We start from the raw sequence: 22,450 nt of genomic DNA, 5'->3' as shown, positions 1-22,450 counted from the left end.
AGGATGTTTTCACATCCAGGGGTGAAAAAATGTCAAAACCAAGAGATGAGCGCCTTGTAGCCATCTGTTTTTTGCTGCTGGCAGCTATATGGGGCTACCTTACCTTACAAATACCGTCCGCAACGATACCTGGTACCCCGGGGCCAAGGTTTTTTCCATGGCTCCTGGTAACGGGGCTGGTCATATTAAGCTTGGTTATGCTGGTAGGAAACTGGCGGCAGCCTGCTGGAGAAAAGACAGTTGCGGCCGAGGCCAGTGAAGCTAAAAGGGGTATCGATTGGATAGGCTTAGGTACCCTGGCCATGTTCTTTGTTTATATCTGGATGGTAGATCTGATCGGGCTACGCTGGGGTACCCTGGTAATGATGCCCTTTTTCCTGTTTGTAAGTTTCCGCCTGCGCAACATTCTGGAAATCGCCCTGATTACAGTTGTCCTGGCATTTGGAGTAGATTTTATCTTCCGGGTTTTGCTTAAAATGGCCCTTCCCACAGGTAGCATATTTTAAGGGGTGAATTTTTTTGCTGTCAAACATCGTGACCGGCATCGGGGAAGCCACTCAACTGACGGCCCTGGTGGCTAACCTGGTAGGCGTCATTGTCGGCATAACTTTCGGCTCCATGCCCGGACTTACTTTCTCCACCGGCCTGATCCTGCTTTTGCCGGTAACCTTTGCATTTGATCCAATTACAGGAATTTCTTTGCTGGTAGGCGTTTTCATCGGCGGCATGACCGGGGGTTCAGTATCGGCTATCCTCCTGGGCATCCCGGGTACGCCCTCGGCAGCAGCGACGGTAATCGATGGTTATACTCTAAAACAAAAGGGAATGGCCGGTAAGGCCCTGGGGATGGCGGTAATTGCGTCTATTTTTGCCGGGTTAGTTAGTCTACTTTTATTAATCCTGGTGGCACCTTTGATTGCCAAAGTAGCGCTGCAATTTGGCTCGGTGGAAATATTCGCCCTGGTTTTGTTTGGTTTATCGACGATTATCAGCGTTTCATCAGGTTCCATCATTAAAGGTTTAATTGCCGGGATTATCGGGTTAATGGCCATGGAAATCGGCCTGGATCCGATAATGGGGGTCCAACGTTTTACCATCGGTTATGAACCTTTGCAAGCCGGGATAGATTTGCTAGCAGCCATGATCGGCTTGTTTGCTATACCCCAGATTATTAAAGATTTACCAAGGGGTCATGCGGAAACGGGTATTAAAATTGAAGACAAAGGCGTAACTAGCCAGTTGCCCAGCTGGCAGGAGATAAAAAGCTGTGTTGGTATTATAGTGCGTGGTGCCCTTATGGGAACGGGAATAGGTTCCATTCCGGGGACAGGTGGTCCTATCGCAGCCTTTCTCTCTTATGAAACAAATAAACGCATGTCTAAGAATCCGGAAAAGTGGGGAACGGGTATCCTGGAAGGGGTGGCAGCCCCGGAGGCGGCCAATAACGGCGTTACCGGAGGCGCCCTCATCCCCATGTTGACCCTGGGTATTCCCGGCGACCCGGGCACAGCAATTTTGCTAGGAGCCCTGCTTATTCACGGGTTACAACCAGGACCCCTGCTTTTCCAGAAAAATGCTGATATTGTTTATGGTATATTTGCCGCCTTGTTCATTGCCAATATCCTAACCTTAATTGTTCAATGGTTTGGCATTCGCCTTTTTGTAAAGATCTTGCAGATCCCCAAAACAATTTTGCTGCCAGTTATAATGGTATTAACCATAGTTGGCTCCTTTGCGGTGCGTAATAACCTTTTTGATGTCTATGTAATGGCGGTGTTCGGGGTAATAGGTTACTTTTTAGAGCGCTATGACTTTCCTACGACGCCGGTTATCCTGGCCATCGTCCTGGGGCCAACTCTAGAGACAGAAATGCGGCGGGCAATAATTGCAGAAGGGACTTATACTGCTTTCTTTACCCACCCAATTAGTGCTGTATTTATTTTCTTAACCCTGGTAATGCTATTTGGTCCTATTGTTAAAGATAAAATTGCTGCCAGGCGAGCGGCTTGAAGTTTGCAGTAATAACCATAGTAAATAGATAACATTTTTGCCCCGTATAAGGGGCATATTTTTTTGCCAAAAATGTTTACTTCAAAAGATAATTATGCTATTCTATTTCTAGTAAAACTACATATAGTATAACATAAATGCTTTATAACATAAAAAGGGGGACGTGTGCTTTGGGCGAGAAGATTACTTTAAGTGTCATTAAAGCTGATATTGGCGGCTATGTAGGCCATTCCAGCGTCCACCCGCGCCTTTTGGAGACAGCGGAACGTTACCTTGCCGCCAGCAAGCTGTTGATAGATTACCGGGTAACCCATGTAGGGGATGATATTAACCTCATTATGACTCATAAATATGGCGTTGACTGCCCGGAAATTCACCACCTGGCCTGGAATGTTTTTCTGCAATGTACCGAGGTGGCCCGGGAGCTGAAACTTTACGGTGCCGGGCAGGACCTCCTTTCCGACGCTTTCTCCGGCAACGTCAAGGGTATGGGCCCCGGGGTTGCCGAAATGGAATTTGAGGAACGTAAGAGTGAGCCGGTGATTGTCTTTGCTGCCGACAAGACAGAACCCGGCGCCTGGAACTTCCCCCTCTACAAGATGTTTGCCGATCCCTTCAATACCATCGGCCTGGTTATCGACCCCAAGATGCACCAGGGCTTCCGTTTTGAGGTTTACGACCTGATTAAAAATGAACGGGTGGAGTTTTCTTTACCCGAAGAACTCTACGATCTCCTGGTCTTCATTGGCGCGCCGGGGCGCTATTGCATCAAGGCCGTTTATTCTAAAACCACAGGCGAAATCGCCGCCGTGTCCAGTACCCAGCGCCTGAACCTCATGGCCGGGCGTTATGTGGGCAAAGACGACCCGGTGTGCATTGTCCGCTGCCAGAGCGGCCTGCCGGCCGTGGGAGAGGCCCTGGAACCTTTTGCTAATCCTCACCTGGTAGCCGGCTGGATGCGCGGTTCCCATATCGGGCCTCTGATGCCTGTGGGCCTTAATCAGGCAGCGCCGACACGCTTTGACGGTCCGCCGCGGGTGGTAGCCATGGGCTTCCAGCTGGCCGGCGGACGCCTGGTGGGTCCCCAGGATCTCTTCGCCGATGTAGCCTTTGATAAGGCACGCCAGACGGCCAACGAAATTGCCAATTACCTGCGCTCCCTGGGGCCCTTCGAGCCTCACCGCCTGCCCCTGGAGGATATGGAATACACCACCATGCCCGAAGTTATGGCAAAACTTAAGAGCCGCTTTGTTAAAGTGGACAGGGACGCGGACAGGAAAAGGATTGCTGCTGAACTGGGTGCGAAGTAGAAAAGGGGTAGGGGCAACCCGCTGTTCCGGATGCTGGGGAGGCCGTGGCGAAGCAGAAGAGCAGGGGGGACAGAGCCGCGTAGCGATGCCAAAACAAAACCTGCAAAAGCGGGAGTCACCTGGTGGCTCCCTTTATTTTTAGGGGTAACCCGGCATGGCTAAAGCCCATAGAAATATAAAGAAAGATTATGCTTGCATTCCAGCACCTTTTGTGGTGTAATAAATTCTGTTGCAGCGCGTGATAGGGGGCGTTTGCCATGCTGGACCAGACCAGGACACCGGTTTTTACGGCTATCAAGCAGTATATTGAAGAAGGGGTTATTCCCTTTCACGTTCCCGGCCACAAGCAGGGCCGGGCCCTGGCGGAATTAAAAGAGTATGTCGGCGAGCGGATCCTGGCCATGGACCTTACCTGTGTACCCGGGTTGGATAATATCTGCAATCCCCGCGATGTTATCCGGGATGCCGAGGCGTTGACGGCGGATGCCTACGGGGCGGATTATGCTTTTTTCCTGGTAAACGGTACAACCTCCGGTATCCAGGCCATGATCATGTCCGTTTGCCAGCCGGGAGAGAAAATTATTATCCCCCGCAATGCCCACCGCTCAGCCCTGGGCGGCCTTATTTTGAGCGGGGCTCACCCTGTTTATATCGAACCGGAGATTAACGAGGATTACGGTATTTCCATGGGGGTTACGCCGGAGAAGGTGGAAAGGGCGTTAAAGGAACATCCCGACGCCAGGGCGGTTTTTGTCATCAACCCCAATTACTACGGGACAGTACCGCCTTTGAAGGAAATAGTAGAAGTAGCGCATAGATATAACGTACCTGTTCTCGTAGATGAAGCCCACGGCGCCCATTTGCCGTTCCACCCGGCGTTGCCTCTGTCGGCCATGGCGGCGGGGGCGGATCTGGCGGCAGTGAGTGCCCATAAATTAGCTGGTTCTATGACTCAGAGTTCTTTTCTCCTTCTCCAGGGCGAAAGATTGGACGCCAAGCATATTAAGGCCGTACTCAATCTTTGCCAGACCACCAGTCCTTCGTATATTTTACTGGCCTCCTTGGATGTAGCCCGGAAACAAATGGCCCTCCGGGGACGGGAGTTTTTGGAGCGCACCTTAGAAATAAGCTGGTGGATACGCCGGGAACTTTCCCAAATCGAAGGCCTGAACATCATGGGCGAGGAAGTAACCTCCCTGCCCGGCTGTACCGCCCTGGACCCGACCAAAATCACCGTCAATGTCCAGGGGCTGGGCCTTACCGGATATGAGATGGAAGCCATCCTGCGCCGGGAATACAAGATCCAGGTCGAGCTTTCCGATCTCTACAATGTCCTGTTGCTCGTTTCCATTGGTGATGACTGGGAAACAGCCGGCCGCTTGGTTGCTGCCTTCCAGGATATTGCCAGGAAACGCTCTCTAAAAAACGTGGTTCGTTTTTGCCCGCCCCTGCCTGCCATCCCGCGGATGGCCGTGTTGCCCCGGGCGGCCTTCTACAGCCAGACGCGCAGCATAGAGCTGGAGTACGCCGAAGGGGAAATCAGCGCCGAAGCCATTACAGCTTACCCGCCGGGTATTCCCCTGGTCTGTCCGGGGGAGGTTATTACCCGGGAAATTATAGATTATGTCAATCTGCTAAAAAAAGAACATGCCGACCTCCAGGGCCCGGAAGACCCGGAAATGAAATACATCCGCATCCTGAAAGATACGGTGAGCCTTATGGAACACGAGAAGGCCAGCCGCGTCGGGCTGGCTTGAGCGTTGACACCAACCGGCAGGTTTTTTATACTAAAACCGGTGGTAGGATGCGGGAGGATATCATCCTTGTAGCGCCGGTGACAGGTAGCTGAAACAAAAGCGGGGGTGATCGGCAGTGATTTACGGGATAATAATCCTCGGCGGAGCGGTACTGGCTCTGGGCTATTACCTCTACCGCCAGCATAAAGACCCGGGTTATAGCATTTTCCCCCATAATCAGCAAGCTCGATAAAAAGCAACCACCCTGGTAAAGGGTGGTTAATTTTTACCGGGGTAAGCTGCCGGCCGCTGCCAGGTGTTGTTTTCCTGCTTAAGCCAGGACGTCTCCGGTCGATATTACATATTACCGGTTTTTTAGGCAGGCAAAGTATAGCCGCCCTGACAGGAAGGATTTTACTTTATTGGTGTCGAAATATCGGTGCGGTGGGAAAAGGGGAGTGCCGGTATTGCGCAAGCTATCGGTAGATAGTTTAAAACCGGGGATGGTGGTAGCCCGGGCTATTTACAGTGCCGACGGGCAGGTATTACTCAATAAAGGTGTAGTTTTAAAGCCCAGCTACATAATTCGCTTAAAAGAACTGGGTGTGCCGGCGGTATATATTCGTGATGAACTCCTGGGGGACCTGGAAGTAGAAGATATAGTCAGCGAGCAGACCCGCCTGGCGGCCGTTAGGGCTGTGAAGGAACTCTTCGGCAATTACCAGAGCCGGGGAATGGGCCATGTGCCCCTGCTGGTAGATTCGGCCCGCATCCAGCGGATAGTCATCAGCTTGCTTGAGGACCTTTTAGACCGCAAAGAGCTTATGGTTAATCTTACCGATATCCGCGCCCTGGATGATTATACCTTTGCCCATTCGGTTAATGTCTGTATTTTAGCCCTGGTTACTGGTTTAACCCTGCGTTACAGCCGTGAGGACCTGCTGCACCTGGGCGTAGGAGCCCTGCTCCATGATATCGGTAAGACCTGCGTGCCCCTGCATATATTGAATAAACCCGGAAAACTGACCATGGAGGAATATGAACTGGTCTGTCGCCATGCCCGGTGCGGTTTTGATATTCTCCGGATGCAAAAAAGTGTCAGCCTGGTTTCGGCCCGGGTGGCCCTTGAGCACCATGAGCGCTATAACGGCAGCGGCTATCCCCAGGGGTTGAAGGGTGAGGAAATCCATGAATTTGCCAGGATTACCGGCGTGGTGGATGTTTATGATGCCCTGACAGCCGACCGGGTCTACCGCCGCGCCTATCCGCCTCATGAGGCCTACGAAATGCTGGCCGGGTCGGGTAATTTTACCCATGATTTCGAGATAGTAAAAGCCTTTTTGGCCAATGTGGCTGCTTACCCGGTGGGCACCCTGGTGCAACTCAACAGCGGTGATGTCGGTGTAGTTACGGGCACGGCCCGGGGACATTCGCATCGGCCCCGGGTACGTCTTCTTTATCGGCCTTCCGGGGAACCTTACGGCGAACAACTGACCCTTGACCTGGCGGTAGAAATGCACTATTACGTAAGCCAGATCCTGCCGGCGGAAGATTTACCACCCATAACCTGTAAGCCTCAGGTTGCTGAGGGTGACAGGGAGGGTTACCGGGTGTTATAATTATTGGGGAAGGAGATGAAAACATGCCGACATATGATTTTAAATGCAAAGAATGCGGGCACCTGTTCAGTCAGTTTGTAGCCATTAAGGATAAAGATAAGGTTCGCTGTCCGGAGTGCGGCGGCCAGGTAAGCCAGCGGTTTACCGGTTTTTTATATGTCCGCAAAGGTGAACCGGGCGCGGCTATTTCCGGCAGCAGTTGCAGCGGCGGCAGCTGCAGTAGCTGTAGCGGTTGTCATTAAAAAAGCCCCGGTTAGGGGCGACCACCACACCCGGGTTTTTCCCGGGTTATTATCCTTGGTTTAACACTTACCCCCAAAATTTACGGGGTTACTTTTTCTTTAAGATTGCCTTAGGAAGAGCTACCTTTTCTGGATTAGATTTGCAGACTGCGGTTCATAGAAGGGTTGTTTGTATGTGGAGGGATAGTGAATGTTAGTACATAAACAATAGCAAGAAAATTTTTAATCAAAGAGGATTTTATGATTTAATGTTGAATATATTATTACTGGATGGTTTAATTGTCAGACCTGTCGATCATTAAACAGAAACAAGTCAATGGGGGTGAAATAGCGACTAAGAGAGGCTTAAAATGTAGCCATAGGCTAAGAGGCAATTCTGTTACGAAGCGCTAGTTGCATGAAATTTTTTAAAGAAAGGAGAGAGGCAAGAGGCGAAATAATATTGCAGGTAAAACACTAAAAAATACTTGCATTACTCATTACAAGGGGGATTGCGGATGAGCACATATGTTCTAGCTTTTTTAGCCTTTTTACCCATATTAGTCGCAATGTTCCTATTGGTAGGACTTGGATGGGGCGCTCGCCAGGCCATGCCTTTTGGTTATGTTACTGTCTTTATCATTGCCATAACTGTTTGGAAAATGAAATTAATTGACGTTTTGGCCGCAACAATCCAGGGGTTATGGATTGCAGCGACCCTGCTATGGATTATTTTTGGCGCTCTCCTGCTGCTTGCCACCCTGAAACACAGTGGCGCTATCGCCACCATACGGTCTGGCTTCATGAAAATCAGCCCGGACCGTCGTATCCAGGCCATTATTGTTGGTTTCTTATTTGGCAGCTTTATTGAAGGTTCTTCTGGGTTCGGTACCCCGGCAGCTATCGTCGGCCCTCTTCTCCTGGCCTTTGGCTTCCCGGCCTTTGCAGCCGTGATGGTGGGTATGATTACTCAGAGTGTGCCGGTTACCTTCGGCGCCGTGGGTACGCCGGTGCTCCTTGGTGTTAATGCAGGTTTGACCGGTGCCGCGGTGGTTGAGGCTCACGCTAAATCTTTGGGGTTGACCTGGCCCCAGTATATTGCCAGCATCGGGGCACGAGCCGGCACCCTCCATGCTATAATCGGTTTTGTTATGCCTCTTATAATCTGTATGATGCTGACGAGGTTCTTCGGCAAGAACAAGTCCTGGAAAGAAGGTCTTGAGGTTTGGCCCTTTGCCCTTTTTGCCGGCCTTGTCTTTGTTATTCCCTATGTCCTCCTGGCCAATTTTGTTGGCCCTGAATTCCCTTCCATGATTAGCGGTCTGCTGGCTGTTGCCATTACAAGTTTTGCTGCCAGCAGGGGTTTTCTCCAGCCGAAGAAGATTTGGGATTTCCCGCCGGAAAAAGAATGGGAACCCGGCTGGATGGGAACTGTTAGCGGCGACCCCGGAGAATTAAGGGCCAATATGCCTTTACTTAAAGCGTGGGTTCCTTATGTATTGGTCGGTATCTTCCTGCTCCTTACCCGGATGAACCCTGCCATTAAAGGTATATTAACTAAGATTACCATTGATCATAAAAATATCCTGGGAACATCTATCAGCCACAGCTGGCAGTGGGTTTATTCTCCGGGAGCAATAATTGGCTTGGTTGCTGTTATTACCTGGATTATATTCCAGATGAAGGGCGATGAAATAAAAGGAGCGGTAAAGGAATCCGCCTCGCAGCTACTTGGTGCTTCTGCTGCCCTCGTTTTTACCGTTCCTATGGTTCGTGTCTTCATTATGTCTAACCTCAACGCGGCAGGATATGACAGCATGCCTATCGTCATGGCCCGCGCCGTAGCTGATTTAGCCGGAGGCGCCTGGCCGGCCTTTGCTGCCGTTATCGGAGCTATTGGCGCCATGATCGCCGGTTCCAACACCATCAGTAACATGACGTTCTCTTTGTTCCAGTGGTCGGTTGCCGATTTTATCGGGGTTTCCCAGCGCCTGGTGGTCGCTATTCAGGCGGTTGGTGGTGCCGCCGGTAACATGATTTGCGTTCACAACGCTGTTGCCGCCGCCGCTGTCGTGGGCATGATCGGTAAGGAAGGTCTCATCCTCCGTCGTACGTTCTTGCCAACAATCTACTACTTGGTAGCAGTCGGCGTATATGGTATGTTAGCTATATATGTACTGGGACTCCAGTAACCATCGTTAAACGTTAATAAAAAAGTTAGGGGGGCGAAAACCGCCCCTCTTTTATGTGTGCCCGGTATGGGCGTTGAGCTGGCACAACACAGCGAAATCCCAGGCGGACTTGTGTTAGGGCCACTTTCGCGCCATGCGGTATAGGTAATTTTGAAAAATCCTTGACACTTAATTTACGGTTATTTATACTGAAACATAAACATATTTTGCGGCTTTTGTCGCCCGGCCTAAAAATGCCACTGACCGGTAGAAATGAGGAGGAAGAAGCGTGGGGCTCATTATCTATCTTGACGGCCAGTATGTGGATGAAGAAGAGGCAAAGTTGTCTGTTTTTGATCATGGTTTGCTCTATGGCGATGGGGTTTTTGAAGGGATACGCGCCTACCACGGGCGGGTCTTCCGCCTGAAGGCGCACATCGACCGCCTTTATGAGTCCGCACGGTCCATTAACCTCGATCCGGGTCTGACCAGGGAGGAAATGACGCAAGTAGTCCTGGAGACCTGCCGGCGCAATAATTTAAGGGATGCCTATATCCGCCTGGTAGTTACCCGGGGCAAAGGGGATCTGGGACTGGATCCCCGCAAGTGTCCCCGGCCCTCAGTATTTTGTATCGCTGCGGCCATAGAACTTTACCCGGCGGAATTATATGAAAAAGGTCTCGAGATGGTTACCCTGGGTACCCGCCGCAATGCTCCCGACGCCCTGGACCCGCGGATTAAATCCCTGAACTACCTGAATAACATCATCGCCAAAATGGAAGCTACGCGGGCGGGAGCCCCGGAAGGACTGTTTCTCAATAAAGAAGGCTATGTAGCCGAAGCTACAGGCGATAATATTTTTATTGTCAAAAACGGCCAGCTGATTACCCCGCCGCCCTTTGTGGGCTTGCTGGAAGGCATTACCCGTAATGCCGTTATGGAGCTGGCCGCCGGGGCCGGGATACCTGTTTATGAAAAGGTCTTTACCCGTCATGATGTTTATACTGCCGACGAATGCTTCCTCACAGGCACGGCGGCAGAGGTCATTCCGGTTGTCAAGGTAGACGGTCGCGCCATTGGAGATGGCCAGCCGGGCCCCATCACCAGGGATCTCATTGCAAGGTTCAGGGAACTGACAAAAACAGATGGCCCGGAAATCTTTGTTTAGTTAAGGTTAGGGGAGATACTATGCGCAGTGATGCTATGAAAACAGGACTGGCCAGGGCCCCTCACCGGTCGCTTTTGAAGGCCATGGGCCTCACCGACGCTGAAATTGAACGCCCGCTTATAGGTATTGTTAACGCCCATAACGAACTTATTCCCGGTCATATTCACTTAAATACCTTAGCCGAAGCAGTTAAAGCCGGGGTTCGCCTGGCCGGCGGGACGCCCCTGGAATTTCCCACTATTGGCGTCTGCGACGGCTTAGCCATGAACCATGTGGGCATGAAGTATTCCCTGGCCAGCCGGGAACTCATTGCCGACATGATTGAAGTAATGGCCATTGCCCACCCCTTTGACGCCCTGGTATTTATCCCTAACTGCGATAAAATCGTCCCGGGGATGCTCATGGCCGCGGCCCGTTTAAATATCCCATCTATTTTCGTCAGCGGCGGCCCCATGCTGGCCGGTCGCTACCGCGGCAGGGATGTCTCTCTAAGCACCATGTTTGAGGCTGTAGGCGCCGCTCAGGCGGGTAGAATGACGGAAACCGAACTGGCCGAGCTGGAGGAGTGCGCCTGCCCGGGTTGCGGTTCGTGTGCGGGGATGTTTACAGCCAATACCATGAACTGCATGACGGAAGCCTTAGGGATGGCCCTGCCGGGCAACGGTACCATCCCGGCCGTCAGCGCGGCCCGCGTACGGCTGGCGAAGCAGGCCGGAATGCGCATTATGGAATTGCTGGAGGAAAATATTCGACCCAGGGATATCATGACAACAACTGCTTTTCTCAATGCCGTAGCTGTAGATATGGCCCTGGGTGGCTCCACCAACACCTGCCTCCACCTGCCGGCCATTGCCAGGGAAGCAGGTGTGGAACTTGATTTGAGCACCTTCGACGCCATCAGCAGGCGGACGCCTCAGATCTGTAAACTGAGCCCGGCCGGCAGCCAGCATATCCAGGACCTGGATGAGGCCGGCGGCATCCCGGCGGTTATGCACGAGCTTTACCGCCATGGCCTGATTGATGGCAGCGCCCTGACGGTAACCGCTAAAACGGTGGCGGAAAACGTTAGCGGCCGGGAGGTAAGGCGGCGGGAAGTCATCCGGCCCGTCGAGGACCCCTACAGCCCTGAAGGAGGACTGGCCGTCCTGTACGGGAATCTCGCCCCGGAAGGAGCGGTGGTTAAAAAAGGTGCCGTCCTGCCGGAAATGATGCAGCATGAAGGGCCGGCCCGGGTCTTTAACAGCGAGGAAGACGCCTTTGCGGCTATTATGGGGCAAAGGATTAAGCCCGGCGATGTTGTCGTTATTCGCTATGAAGGGCCCAGGGGCGGGCCGGGCATGCAGGAAATGCTCAGCCCCACAGCCGCCCTGGCCGGTATGGGCCTGGATAGCTCCGTGGCTTTGATTACCGACGGTCGCTTCTCCGGTGCCAGCCGGGGCGCCTCCATCGGCCATGTCTCGCCCGAGGCGGCGGCAGGAGGCCTCATTGCCCTGGTGGAAGAAGGCGATATCATTGCCATTGATATTGAGGCCGGCAAGTTAGAATTGAAAGTGCCGGAAGAAGAAATTGCCCGCCGCCGGGCCAGGTGGCAGGCGCCGCCGCCGAAGATCACCAGCGGCTACCTGGCCCGCTATGCCCGGATGGTGGGCTCCGGGGCCAGGGGCGCGGTATTGGAGTAAAGTTCTGGTTGACCGCGAACCTGGAAGGTTTTATTTGGAAACGAGCGTAAAACAAACCCTTCCAAATCAGGAAAAAGTGAAAGAATCTATCTTAAAGCGCAAAGGAGTGCTTCAACCATTGGGGATCGCGTGGAAACAAAAAAATTAACCGGTTCCGAAATCATCATTAAAGCCCTGCAGGCGGAAGGTGTGGATACTGTATTTGGTATTCCGGGAGGAGCGGTTTTACCCCTATATCATGAACTGGCAGTATCCAGCATCCGCCATATTTTAACCCGCCATGAGCAGGCAGCCGCCCATGCCGCCGAAGGTTATGCCCGTGCCACCGGGAAACCCGGTGTTTGTATAGCCACTTCCGGACCGGGGGCTACCAACCTGGTAACGGGGATAGCTAACGCTTATATGGATTCTATTCCCATTATTGCCATCACCGGCCAGGTCGGTGTAGCCATGATCGGCCGGGATTCCTTCCAGGAAGCCGATATTACCGGCATTACCCTGCCCATTACCAAAGCCAACTACCTGGTCAAAAACGTCAGGGATCTGGCGGCAACCATCCATGAGGCCTTCTACGTGGCAACTACCGGCCGGCCCGGCCCGGTCCTCATCGATATTCCCAAAGATGTCACCACCCAGCGGGCGGCCTTTCACTACCCCCCCAGGTTACGCCTGCCCGGCTACCGTAGCCGGGTGGAACCCCATGCCCTGCAGGTGGCCCAGGCTGCTGCTGCCATTCTTGCTGCCGAAAAACCCCTGCTCTTTATCGGAGGCGGGGTGATTACATCCGGGGCCCATGAAGAAGTACGGCAGCTGGCTGAAGAACAGGATATTCCCGTAATCATGAGCATGATGGGCAAGGGGGCCTTCCCGGAAACCCATCCCCTCTTTGCCGGCATGGTCGGGATGCATGGTACGGTCGCTGCCAACTACGCCGTCTGTGAGACGGACCTGATTATCGGTGTCGGTGTCCGTTTTGACGATAGAGTAACGGGGAAAATCGAGGCCTTTGCCCCGCAAGCGAAAATCATTCATATCGATATTGATGCCGCCGAGATCGGCAAAGTTGTCCCGGCCCATATCCCCATCGTCGCCGATGCCAGGCAGGCCCTGCAGGCCTTGCTGGGAAGGCTCACTGAAAAAAGGGAGCACCCGGCCTGGCGCCAAAGAATTCGGCGCTGGCAGGAAGAGCATCCCTTACGCTATGATAAGTGCGGCCTGAAACCCCAGTATGTGATTGAAGAAATCTATCGCCTAACCCGGGGCCGGGCCATCATCAGCACCGACGTAGGCCAGCACCAAATGTGGGCGGTGCAGTATTATCCCGTGGACCGGCCGCGGGCCTTCCTCTCCTCCTGCGGCCTGGGGACCATGGGCTTTGGTGTCCCGGCAGCCATGGGGGCGGCTGTAGCCAGGCCTGATGAAACCGTCGTGGCCATCACCGGTGATGGCAGCTTCCAGATGAATATCCAGGAACTGGCCACCTTAAACCATTATCGTATCCCGGTAAAGATTATCCTTCTCAATAACGGTTATCTGGGAATGGTACGCCAGTGGCAGGAGTTCTTCTTTGAACGGCGCTATGCTTATTCCGAGCTGGCCGGTAACCCGGATTTTGTCAAGGTAGCTGAAGCTTACCGGCTGCCGGCCCGGCGGGTGGCTGCCCGGGAGGAGGTCGTCCCGGCCCTGCAGGAGGCCCTGGAGACAGATGGGCCCTTCCTGGTGGATATCTTAATCGACCCGGAAGAAAACGTCTTCCCCATGGTGCCCCCGGGTGGTACCCTGAACAAGATGGTGACGGGAGGTAGGCAGTAGTGAAACGTACCCTTTCGGTTCTGGTGGAAAATCGCCCCGGGGTTTTAACCCGGGTGGCCGGTCTCTTCAGCCGCCGGGGTTATAATATCGACAGCCTGGCTGTAGGCCGTACGGAGAACCCATCCGTTTCCCGCATGACCATTGTGGTGGATGGCGATGAGCAGATTATCGAGCAGGTCTGCAAGCAGCTCAATAAGCTCATCGATGTCATCAAGCTCAGCGATATAACCGATGATCCCCATGTGGGCCGGGAATTGATGCTCATTAAGGTTAATGCCGAGCCGGCGGTCCGGGGCGAGATTATGCAGATAGTTGACATTTTCCGGGCGCGGATCGTCGATATTGCTCGCAACAGCCTGATTATCGAAGCTACCGGCGATGCCGATAAGATTGATGCCCTGGAAAACTCCTTGCGCCCCTTTGGTATCCGGGAAGTAGTACGTACGGGTAAAATCGCCATGCTGCGGGGGGCGAAAACCAAAGGAATGGAGGCTAGCGGTAATGGGACAGGAGATTAGGGAACGCACCGGAGCTCGGGCCTTAATGGAGGTCCTCCAGGCTGAAGGCGTGGAACTGGTCTTTGGCTATCCTGGCGGTGCCGTCCTGCCCCTGTACCATGAGCTGGCGCAGACTCCCATTCGTCATGTCCTGGTGCGCCAGGAGCAGAATGCCGTCCACGCCGCCAGCGGTTACGCCCGCACCAGCGGCAGGACGGGCGTCTGCTTTGCCACCTCCGGTCCCGGGGCCACCAACCTGGTAACGGGAATTGCTACGGCCTATATGGATTCCGTCCCGGTAGTAATCTTTACCGGCCAGGTGCCCACAAGTATGGTCGGCAGCGATGCCTTCCAGGAAACCGATATTACCGGGATCACTATTCCCATTACCAAGCATAATTACTTGGTCAAGGATGTGGAGGAATTACCCCGCATTGTTAAAGAGGCCTTTTATATCGCCGGTACAGGCCGCCCCGGGCCGGTGCTGGTAGATATCCCTAAAGACGTAGCCCTGGCTCCCTGCCAGGCACCGGTTCCGGAGAAGGTTGAGCTGCGGGGCTATAAACCTACCTACCAGGGTCATCCGGGCCAGCTCCGTTCCCTGGCAAAGCTCCTCCAGGAAGCCGAGCGGCCGCTCCTGTTTGCCGGTGGCGGGGTGGTGGCTTCCGGGGCGGAACGATACCTGCAGGAACTGGCGGAAAAAATCCAGGCACCGGTGGCTACCTCCCTTACCGGCCTGGGGGCCTTTCCTGAAGATAACCCCCTTTCCCTGGGGATGGTCGGCCTGCACGGCAAACCCTATGCCAACCACGCCGTTATGGAATGCGACCTGCTGGTGGGCCTGGGGGTTCGCTTTGACGACCGGGTGACAGGGGCCATAGAAAAATTTGCACCCCAGGCTAAAATAGCCCATGTGGATATTGACCCGGCAGAAATCGGTAAAAACGTGCGGGTAGATCTGCCCCTGGTGGGGGATATCAGCTGTGTCCTGAAGGAACTCCTCCCCCTGGTAGAGACCGCCAGGCACCCGGAGTGGCTGGAGCGCATCAAGAGCTTACGCAATAATTATCCCCTCACCTACGGCCGGGGCGGTGAGGTGCGGCCCCAGTGGGTCATCGAGCGCCTGGGAGAAATGACCCGCGGCCGTGCCATTATTACTACCGACGTCGGCCAGCATCAGATGTGGGCGGCCCTCTTTTACGGCTATACCGAGCCCCGGACCTTTATTTCCTCCTGTGGCCTGGGCACTATGGGTTACGGCCTGCCGGCAGCCATTGGCGCCGCCCTGGCCCGGCCCGACAGGCAGGTGTGGGTCATTACCGGCGACGGCAGTTTCCAGATGGGAATGGCCGAGCTGGGTACGGCCGTGGAGCAGGGATTACCCTTAAAGATTTTGCTTTTCAACAACCAGAGCCTGGCCATGGTGCGCCAGCTCCAGCATTTTTACTACGAGCGCCGGTATACGGCGGTGAAATTTACGGCCAACCCCGATTTCGTCCGCCTGGCAGAGTGCTATGGGGCAACCGGCCTGCGTATTACTAAACAGGAAGAAGTGGTACCGGTGCTGGCGCGGGCAATGCAGGATGGTGGTCTCACCCTTATCGAATGCCTGATCAGCGAAGAGGAAATGGTTTACCCCATGGTCCTGAATGGAGCCGCCCTGAACGAAATGCTCCTGCCGGAATAAACTGGCCAAGGAAGGTTGATGTGACTTGACGGATACCAGCAAAAGGATTTATATCTTTGATACCACCCTGCGCGATGGCGAGCAGTCGCCCGGGGTAAGCCTCAACGTCGAGGAAAAGCTGAAAATCGCCCACCAGCTGGCCCGCCTGGGGGTTGACGTCATTGAAGCCGGCTTCCCTATTGCCTCCCCCGGCGACTTTGAAGCCGTACGGGCCATAGCCCGGGAAGTAGAAGGTCCGGTGATCGCCGGCCTGGCGCGGATCAATGACCGGGACATCGACCGCGCCTGGGAGGCGTTGCAGGAAGCCAGGCGGGCGCGGATTCATGTCTTTATTGCTACTTCCGACATTCATTTGCAATACAAGCTGCGCATGACGCGGGAAGAGGTCCTGGCCGCCGTCCGTAAAGGGGTGGCCCGGGCCAAAAGCTACTGCCAGGACGTGGAGTTTTCCCCGGAAGACGCTTCGAGAAGCGATATCGACTTCCTGTGCCAGGTGCTGGCGGCAGCCATCGAGTCCGGGGCCACCGTCCTCAATATTCCGGACACCGTCGGCTATGCCACCCCGGCCGAGTTCGGCCGCCTTATCGCCGAGATTCGCCGGCGGGTACCGGGGATTGACCGGGTGCAAATCAGCGTCCACTGCCATAACGACCTGGGGCTGGCGGTGGCCAATTCCCTGGCGGCCATTGAGAACGGTGCCCTCCAGGTAGAAGGGGCCATCAACGGCATCGGCGAGCGGGCCGGCAATACGGCCCTGGAAGAGCTGGTCATGGCCCTCTATACCCGCCGCGACTATTACGGCTGCCACACCGGCATTGTTACCGAGGAGATCTACCGCACCAGCAGGTTGGTGAGCAGCCTGACGGGCATGCCCGTCCAGTATAACAAGGCTATCGTGGGCAAGAACGCCTTCGCCCATGAAGCCGGCATCCACCAGGACGGGGTCCTGAAGGAGCGCACCACCTATGAGATTATGAACCCGACCATGATCGGCCTGGTGCAGAACAATATTGTTCTGGGCAAGCACTCCGGCCGCCATGCCCTGCGCAGCCGCCTGGAAGAACTGGGCTTTAAACTCAATGAAGCGGAACTCGACAAAGCCTTTGCCCGCTTCAAGGAACTGGCCGATCGCAAGAAGGAGATTACCGACCGCGACCTGGAAGCCATTGTCGAGCACGAAATCAAACAGATACCCGAAAAATTCGTCCTGGAGCATATCCACATTTCTACGGGTAACCGGGTGGTACCCACGGCCACCATCGGGCTCCGGATGGATCAGGAATTAAAGGAAGAGGCGGCCTGCGGCGAAGGACCGGTGGACGCCGCCTTCAAGGCCATCGACAAGATAACGCGCATTCCTGTTTGCCTTAAATCCTACGCCCTAAATGCCGTTACCGGCGGCAAAGACGCTGTGGGCGAGGTAACCGTCAAGGTTGAGTATGCCGGCCGGGTGTTCATCGGTCGGGGCATCAGCACCGACGTCCTGGAAGCCAGCGCCCGCGCCTACGTGAACGCCATTAATAAGGTCGTCTACGAGATTGGGGAAGAGAACCTGCAGGTTTTGGAAGCATGAAACAGGAAGTTTGAATCGGAGCACAGGAAGGAGCGAACCATGATAGTTCAGGACGGCTCTTGTTTGCAGCTGAGTATTGGGCTGATGGGTACAGGCGGAAGGCGACTTGGTTCGAGGCGTTAGCAAACTCAGCGAAGCCGCAGGGAGGCGGCGGTGAACGGGATGGGGAGCGCAACGTGACTTTAGGAACGAGAAGTATCGTGCTCCGTTATTATTGCTCAAATCGATAAAGCCGGGCCACCCCCGCCGCCGAGCAAGGCTGAGCGCATAGTTTGCTAGCCGAGAACCACCGGAGCCTGCCGCCTGTACCCGCCAGCCAGTAGCAAAGTGTGCGCCAGCAATAACCTTTTTTGAGTAGAACCCTATTTTCGGAGGAAGAAGGGAACGCCATGGGCATGACCATCACCGAAAAGATCCTGGCCGCCCACGCCGGCTTAGAGAAGGTGGAGCCGGGCCAGCTCATCAACGCCAGGATAGACCTGGCCCTGGGGAACGACATCACCGCACCGCTAGCCATCCAGGAGTTCAAGAAACTCGGCCTGAAGCGAGTCTTCGACCCGGAGCGGGTGGTCCTGGTGCCGGACCACTTCACCCCGGCCAAGGACATCAAGTCCGCCGAGCAGGCGAAAATCCTGCGCGATTTCGCCCGGGAGCAGGGGCTTGCCCACTACTTCGAAATCGGCCGCATGGGCATCGAGCACTGCCTGCTGCCCGAGGCGGGGCTGGTCGGCCCCGGGGACCTGGTCATAGGGGCCGACTCTCACACCTGCACCTACGGGGCCCTGGGGGCCTTCGCCACCGGCGTCGGCTCCACGGACCTCGCCGCCGCCATGGCCACCGGCGAGCTGTGGTTTAAAGTACCCGAGACCATTCTCTTCCGCTACCACGGCAAGCTTAAGCCCTGGGTCGGCGGCAAAGACCTCATCCTCTACACCATAGGACAAATCGGCGTCGACGGCGCCCGCTACATGGCCATGGAATTCACCGGCGAAGCCATAGCCGAACTTTCCATGGATGGCCGCTTCACCATGGCCAACATGGCCATCGAAGCCGGGGCCAAGAACGGCATCTTCCCGGTGGACGAAAAGACCATAGCATACATCCAGGGCCGGCTGCAAAGGGAATACCGCATCTACCAGAGCGACCCCGACGCCGGGTATGCCCGGGAAATAGACATCGACGTATGCAGAATCGAGCCCCAGGTAGCCCTGCCCCACCTGCCCGAGAACGCCCGGAGCGTAAGGGAAATAGGAGAGATCAAAATCGACCAGGTAGTCATCGGCAGCTGCACCAACGGCCGCCTGGAGGACCTGCGGGTGGCGGCGCAGATTTTAAAAGGGCAAAAGGTCCACCCGGAAGTAAGGCTCATCGTCATACCCGGCACCCAAAAGATCTACGCGGAAGCCCTGGCCGAAGGGCTCATCAACATCTTTATCGAAGCCGGCGCCGCCGTATCCACGCCCACCTGCGGCCCCTGCCTGGGCGGGCACATGGGGATCCTGGCCAAAGGCGAGCGGGCCCTGGCCACCACCAACCGCAACTTCGTGGGCCGCATGGGCCATCCGGAGAGCGAAGTCTATCTTGCCGGCCCGGCAGTAGCCGCCGCCAGCGCCGTTAAAGGGAGAATCGCCGCTCCCGAGGAGGCTATTTGAGAAGTGAGAAGTGTGAGGTGGGAAGTGGGAAGAGCAAGTGTACAGCTGATGCCGGCCCCCTATTGTCTGCCTATTTTGTGAAGAAGCACATCCCACCTCTAACTTTCCACATCTCACATCTCATTTACGGAGGATGATCCAGATGCTCATAGCAGGCAAGTGCCACACCTTCGGCAACGACATCGACACCGACGCCATCATTCCGGCCCGTTACCTGAATACCTCGGACCCCGAAGAACTCGCCCGCCACTGCATGGAGGACGCCGACCCCACCTTTGCCGGGCGGGTGCAAAAAGGGGAGATTATCGTGGCCGGGAAAAACTTCGGCTGCGGCAGTTCCCGGGAGCACGCGCCGGTGGCCATCAAAGCCGCCGGGGTGGCGGCGGTCATCGCCGCCTCCTTTGCCCGCATCTTCTACCGCAACGCCATCAACATCGGCCTGCCCATCTTTGAGTCCCCGGAGGCAGCGGCGGGGATCAAGGCCGGTGACGAGGTAAAGATTGATGCCGGAAAGGGAGAAATAGTCAACCTCACCAGGGGGGAGACCTATCCGGTGGCCTCATTCCCACCCTTTATGCAGGAACTCATAGCCGCGGGGGGGCTGATGCCCTACGTGGCCAGGAAGGTGAAGGTGCATGTATAAAATCGCCGTTTTGCCCGGTGACGGTATTGGTCCCGAGATTGTCCCGGAGGCGGTAAAGGTCCTGGAGGTTGTCGGCCGCCGCGCAGGGATAGAGTTTCAATTTACCGAGGCCCTGGTAGGGGGAGCGGCCATTGATGCCCGCGGCCAGGCTTTACCGCCGGAAACCCTGGACCTCTGCCGCCAGAGCGATGCCGTGCTCCTGGGGGCGGTGGGCGGTCCTAAATGGGATGCCCTGCCGCCGGAAGAGCGCCCGGAAACGGCCGCCCTCCTGCCATTGCGCAAGGAGCTTGGCCTTTATGCCAACTTAAGGCCGGCCTACCTCTTTGAACCCCTGGCGGAGGCTTCGCCTTTAAAACGGGAAATAGTCACCGGTACCGACCTGATTATTGTCCGGGAGCTTACGGGCGGCCTTTATTTCGGACCGAAAAAGCGGGAAAAAACGGATACAGGCGAGGTAGCCTACGACACTATGCTCTATTCCACGGCGGAAATAGAGCGCATTGCCCGCCTGGCTTTTGCGATAGCCCGTAGCCGTCGCTGCCACTTAACCAGCGTTGACAAGGCCAACGTTCTCACCAGCTCGCGGCTGTGGCGGGACACGGTAGAGAGGCTTAAGGGCGAGTTCCCCGAGGTCACCCTGGAGCACATGTATGTGGACAACTGCGCCATGCAGCTGGTCCGCCGGCCTACCCAATTTGATGTGATTGTGACCGAAAACACCTTCGGCGATATTTTAAGCGACCAGGCTTCCGTCCTGACAGGTTCCATCGGCATGCTGCCCTCGGCCAGCATCGGCGGGACGACCGCCCTTTATGAACCGGTCCACGGCTCGGCCCCGGATATTGCCGGGCAACAAAAGGCCAATCCCCTGGCGACCATCCTCTCGGCGGCCATGATGCTCAAGTACTCCTTCAAGATGGACGGGGCGGCGGCAGCCGTGGAGGCCGCCGTCGGCCGGGTGCTGGCCCAGGGTTACCGTACCGCGGATATCTACGTGCCGGGGACCACCCTGGTGGGCACGGCGGAAATGGGTGCCCTGGTGCGGCGGGAACTGCAAGAGGGATAGCCCATGGCGGAGAAGATCTACGTCTACGACACCACCCTCCGGGACGGCAGCCAGGGTGAGGGCATCAGCCTGTCGGTAGAAGACAAGTTAAAGATTGCCGCCCGCCTGGACCGGCTGGGTGTGGATTATATCGAAGGCGGCTGGCCCTGGGCTAACCCGAAAGATATGGAGTTTTTCTTACGGGCCAGGGAGATTGGATGGCAGCGGGCAAAACTCGCAGCCTTTGGCCGCACCCGGAAGCCCGGCGGGAAAGCTGAGGAAGATGCCAACCTGCTGGCCATCAAGCGGGCCGGGGTGAAGGCGGCCACCATCTTCGGCAAGGCCTGGGACCTTCATGTAACGGCGGCCCTGGAGACGACCCTGGAGGAAAACTTGGCCATGATTGCCGACAGTATCGCCTTCCTGGTGGCGGCGGGTCTGGAAGTAATCTTTGATGCCGAGCATTTTTTTGACGGCTTCAAGGCCAACCCCGATTATGCCCTGGCTACCTTAAAGGCCGCGGCGGCTGCTGGGGCGAGCTGGGTGGTCCTGTGCGATACCAACGGCGGCTGCCTGCCTGGTGATGTCGCCGCCGCTGTAGCCCGGGTACGCCAGGAGCTCCAGGTCCCCCTGGGCATCCATACCCATAACGATGGCGACCTGGCCGTGGCCAATACCCTGGCCGCCGTAACCGCCGGCTGCCGCCAGGTGCAGGGGACCATCAACGGTTTCGGCGAGCGCTGCGGCAATGCCAATTTATGTTCGGTACTGCCCAACCTGGAGCTGAAAATGGGCTACCAGTGCCTGCCCCCCGGGCAATTGAGCTTTCTCACGGAAGTCTCCCGCTATGTCAGCGAGATTGCCAATGTGGTGCCGGCCGGCAACCAGCCCTTTGTCGGCTACAGCGCCTTTGCCCACAAGGGCGGTATCCATGTGAGCGCTGTCTTAAAGGCTTCCCAAACCTACGAGCACATCCGTCCCCAGCTGGTGGGCAACGAGCGGCGCATACTAATGTCGGACCAGGCCGGGGCCAGCAACCTGCGCTGCAAGGCAGAAGAGATGGGACTGGAACTTTCTCCGGAAAAGGAGCAAGCCCTAATAAACGGCATCAAGGAAATGGAACGCCAGGGCTACCAGTTTGAAGGGGCCGACGCTTCCCTGGAATTATTTTTACGGAAAACAACGGGGGAATACCGACAGCCCTTTGAAGTAGAGTATGTCAAGACCCTGGTGGAAAAGCGGCCCGGCCAGGAAGCCATCGCCGAAGCCATCGTAAAACTCAAGGTGGGTGACCAGGTAGTCCATACGGCGGCCGAAGGCAACGGCCCCGTCAATGCCATGGACAACGCCCTGCGCAAGGCCCTGGAGGAAGTTTTCCCGGCCATCGGCCGCATGCGCCTGACGGACTACAAGGTGCGCGTCCTGGATGAGAAGGATGCCACCAGCGCCAGGGTGAGGGTCCTTATCGAGTCCCGGGATGGCAACAGCTCCTGGAATACCGTCGGCGTCTCTACCAACATCATCGAGGCCAGCTGGGAAGCCCTGCTGGACAGCATGGAATACGCCCTCTTAAAGCAGTCCCGGGAGTTAAACAAAAAAGCGGCAGCCACGTAAAAAAGCCAGGCCT

The 22,450-nt window shown here is 55.7% G+C and carries 18 protein-coding genes; 17 read left to right on the top strand and 1 reads right to left on the bottom strand.

Annotated elements, in window-relative coordinates:
- Positions 1-29: 29 nt before the first annotated feature.
- The 4 genes from E308F_RS01985 to E308F_RS01970 all read left to right on the top strand — a co-directional run bounded on the left by E308F_RS01985 (position 30) and on the right by E308F_RS01970 (position 5,077).
- Positions 30-506, top strand: a complete 477-nt coding sequence (locus E308F_RS01985; RefSeq protein WP_141263081.1) for a tripartite tricarboxylate transporter TctB family protein — start codon at positions 30-32, stop codon at positions 504-506.
- Between the two features lie 13 nt (positions 507-519).
- The gene (locus E308F_RS01980; RefSeq protein WP_172613505.1) at positions 520-2,010 is read left to right on the top strand and encodes a tripartite tricarboxylate transporter permease; all 1,491 of its coding nucleotides are present in this window, start codon (positions 520-522) and stop codon (positions 2,008-2,010) included.
- A gap of 170 nt (positions 2,011-2,180) precedes the next feature.
- Positions 2,181-3,320 carry a fructose-1,6-bisphosphate aldolase/phosphatase gene (gene fbp / locus E308F_RS01975; RefSeq protein ID WP_141263077.1) on the top strand — a complete coding sequence of 380 codons (1,140 nt, stop codon included), beginning with the start codon at positions 2,181-2,183 and terminating at the stop codon, positions 3,318-3,320.
- Positions 3,321-3,577: 257 nt separating this feature from the next.
- Positions 3,578-5,077 (top strand): aminotransferase class I/II-fold pyridoxal phosphate-dependent enzyme, encoded by a 1,500-nt coding sequence (locus E308F_RS01970; RefSeq protein WP_141263074.1) that lies wholly within the window; start codon positions 3,578-3,580, stop codon positions 5,075-5,077.
- Positions 5,078-5,102: 25 nt separating this feature from the next.
- Here the strand turns inward: E308F_RS01970 and E308F_RS16090 are convergent, their stop codons facing one another.
- The gene (locus E308F_RS16090; protein WP_216364429.1) at positions 5,103-5,291 is read right to left on the bottom strand and encodes a hypothetical protein; all 189 of its coding nucleotides are present in this window, start codon (positions 5,289-5,291) and stop codon (positions 5,103-5,105) included.
- Between the two features lie 232 nt (positions 5,292-5,523).
- Here E308F_RS16090 and E308F_RS01965 point away from each other — a divergent pair, with 232 nt between their 5' ends.
- The 13 genes from E308F_RS01965 to cimA all read left to right on the top strand — a co-directional run bounded on the left by E308F_RS01965 (position 5,524) and on the right by cimA (position 22,437).
- On the top strand, positions 5,524-6,675 hold the full coding sequence (locus E308F_RS01965; protein ID WP_172613506.1) for an HD-GYP domain-containing protein: 1,152 nt from the start codon (positions 5,524-5,526) through the stop codon (positions 6,673-6,675).
- 23 nt (positions 6,676-6,698) lie between these two features.
- Positions 6,699-6,917 carry an FmdB family zinc ribbon protein gene (locus tag E308F_RS01960; protein WP_141263071.1) on the top strand — a complete coding sequence of 73 codons (219 nt, stop codon included), beginning with the start codon at positions 6,699-6,701 and terminating at the stop codon, positions 6,915-6,917.
- Between the two features lie 497 nt (positions 6,918-7,414).
- Positions 7,415-9,088 (top strand): L-lactate permease, encoded by a 1,674-nt coding sequence (locus E308F_RS01955; RefSeq protein ID WP_141263068.1) that lies wholly within the window; start codon positions 7,415-7,417, stop codon positions 9,086-9,088.
- A 268-nt stretch (positions 9,089-9,356) separates the two neighbouring features.
- Complete coding sequence (gene ilvE, locus E308F_RS01950; protein ID WP_141263065.1) at positions 9,357-10,235, top strand: branched-chain-amino-acid transaminase; 879 nt, start codon at positions 9,357-9,359, stop codon at positions 10,233-10,235.
- Positions 10,236-10,255: 20 nt separating this feature from the next.
- Positions 10,256-11,914 carry a dihydroxy-acid dehydratase gene (gene ilvD / locus E308F_RS01945; protein WP_141263062.1) on the top strand — a complete coding sequence of 553 codons (1,659 nt, stop codon included), beginning with the start codon at positions 10,256-10,258 and terminating at the stop codon, positions 11,912-11,914.
- A 129-nt stretch (positions 11,915-12,043) separates the two neighbouring features.
- Complete coding sequence (gene ilvB, locus E308F_RS01940) at positions 12,044-13,726, top strand: biosynthetic-type acetolactate synthase large subunit (protein WP_172613507.1); 1,683 nt, start codon at positions 12,044-12,046, stop codon at positions 13,724-13,726.
- Positions 13,726-14,244 (top strand): acetolactate synthase small subunit, encoded by a 519-nt coding sequence (gene ilvN, locus E308F_RS01935; RefSeq protein WP_141263060.1) that lies wholly within the window; start codon positions 13,726-13,728, stop codon positions 14,242-14,244. The genes ilvB (E308F_RS01940) and ilvN overlap by 1 nt, the downstream gene beginning before the upstream one ends.
- The gene (gene ilvB / locus E308F_RS01930) at positions 14,228-15,910 is read left to right on the top strand and encodes a biosynthetic-type acetolactate synthase large subunit (protein WP_141263057.1); all 1,683 of its coding nucleotides are present in this window, start codon (positions 14,228-14,230) and stop codon (positions 15,908-15,910) included. Before ilvN ends, ilvB (E308F_RS01930) begins: the two co-directional genes overlap by 17 nt.
- Before the next feature lie 25 nt (positions 15,911-15,935).
- Positions 15,936-17,483, top strand: a complete 1,548-nt coding sequence (locus E308F_RS01925; RefSeq protein ID WP_141263054.1) for a 2-isopropylmalate synthase — start codon at positions 15,936-15,938, stop codon at positions 17,481-17,483.
- A gap of 389 nt (positions 17,484-17,872) precedes the next feature.
- Positions 17,873-19,135, top strand: coding sequence for a 3-isopropylmalate dehydratase large subunit (leuC, locus tag E308F_RS01920; protein ID WP_141263051.1), 1,263 nt, complete (start codon positions 17,873-17,875; stop codon positions 19,133-19,135).
- A gap of 142 nt (positions 19,136-19,277) precedes the next feature.
- Positions 19,278-19,778, top strand: a complete 501-nt coding sequence (locus tag E308F_RS01915; RefSeq protein ID WP_141263049.1) for a 3-isopropylmalate dehydratase small subunit — start codon at positions 19,278-19,280, stop codon at positions 19,776-19,778.
- Entirely contained in the window at positions 19,771-20,844 is a 1,074-nt protein-coding gene (gene leuB / locus E308F_RS01910; protein ID WP_141263047.1) for a 3-isopropylmalate dehydrogenase, read from the top strand. Before E308F_RS01915 ends, leuB begins: the two co-directional genes overlap by 8 nt.
- Positions 20,845-20,847: 3 nt before the next feature.
- Entirely contained in the window at positions 20,848-22,437 is a 1,590-nt protein-coding gene (gene cimA / locus E308F_RS01905) for a citramalate synthase (protein WP_141263044.1), read from the top strand.
- The last annotated feature ends 13 nt before the right edge of the window (positions 22,438-22,450 follow it).

The organism is Moorella sp. E308F (genome assembly GCF_006538365.1).
Taxonomy (GTDB): domain Bacteria; phylum Bacillota; class DSM-521; order Neomoorellales; family Neomoorellaceae; genus Neomoorella.
Note: the sequence above shows the minus strand (reverse complement) of the source record. Positions and strands in the feature narration are given on the sequence as shown.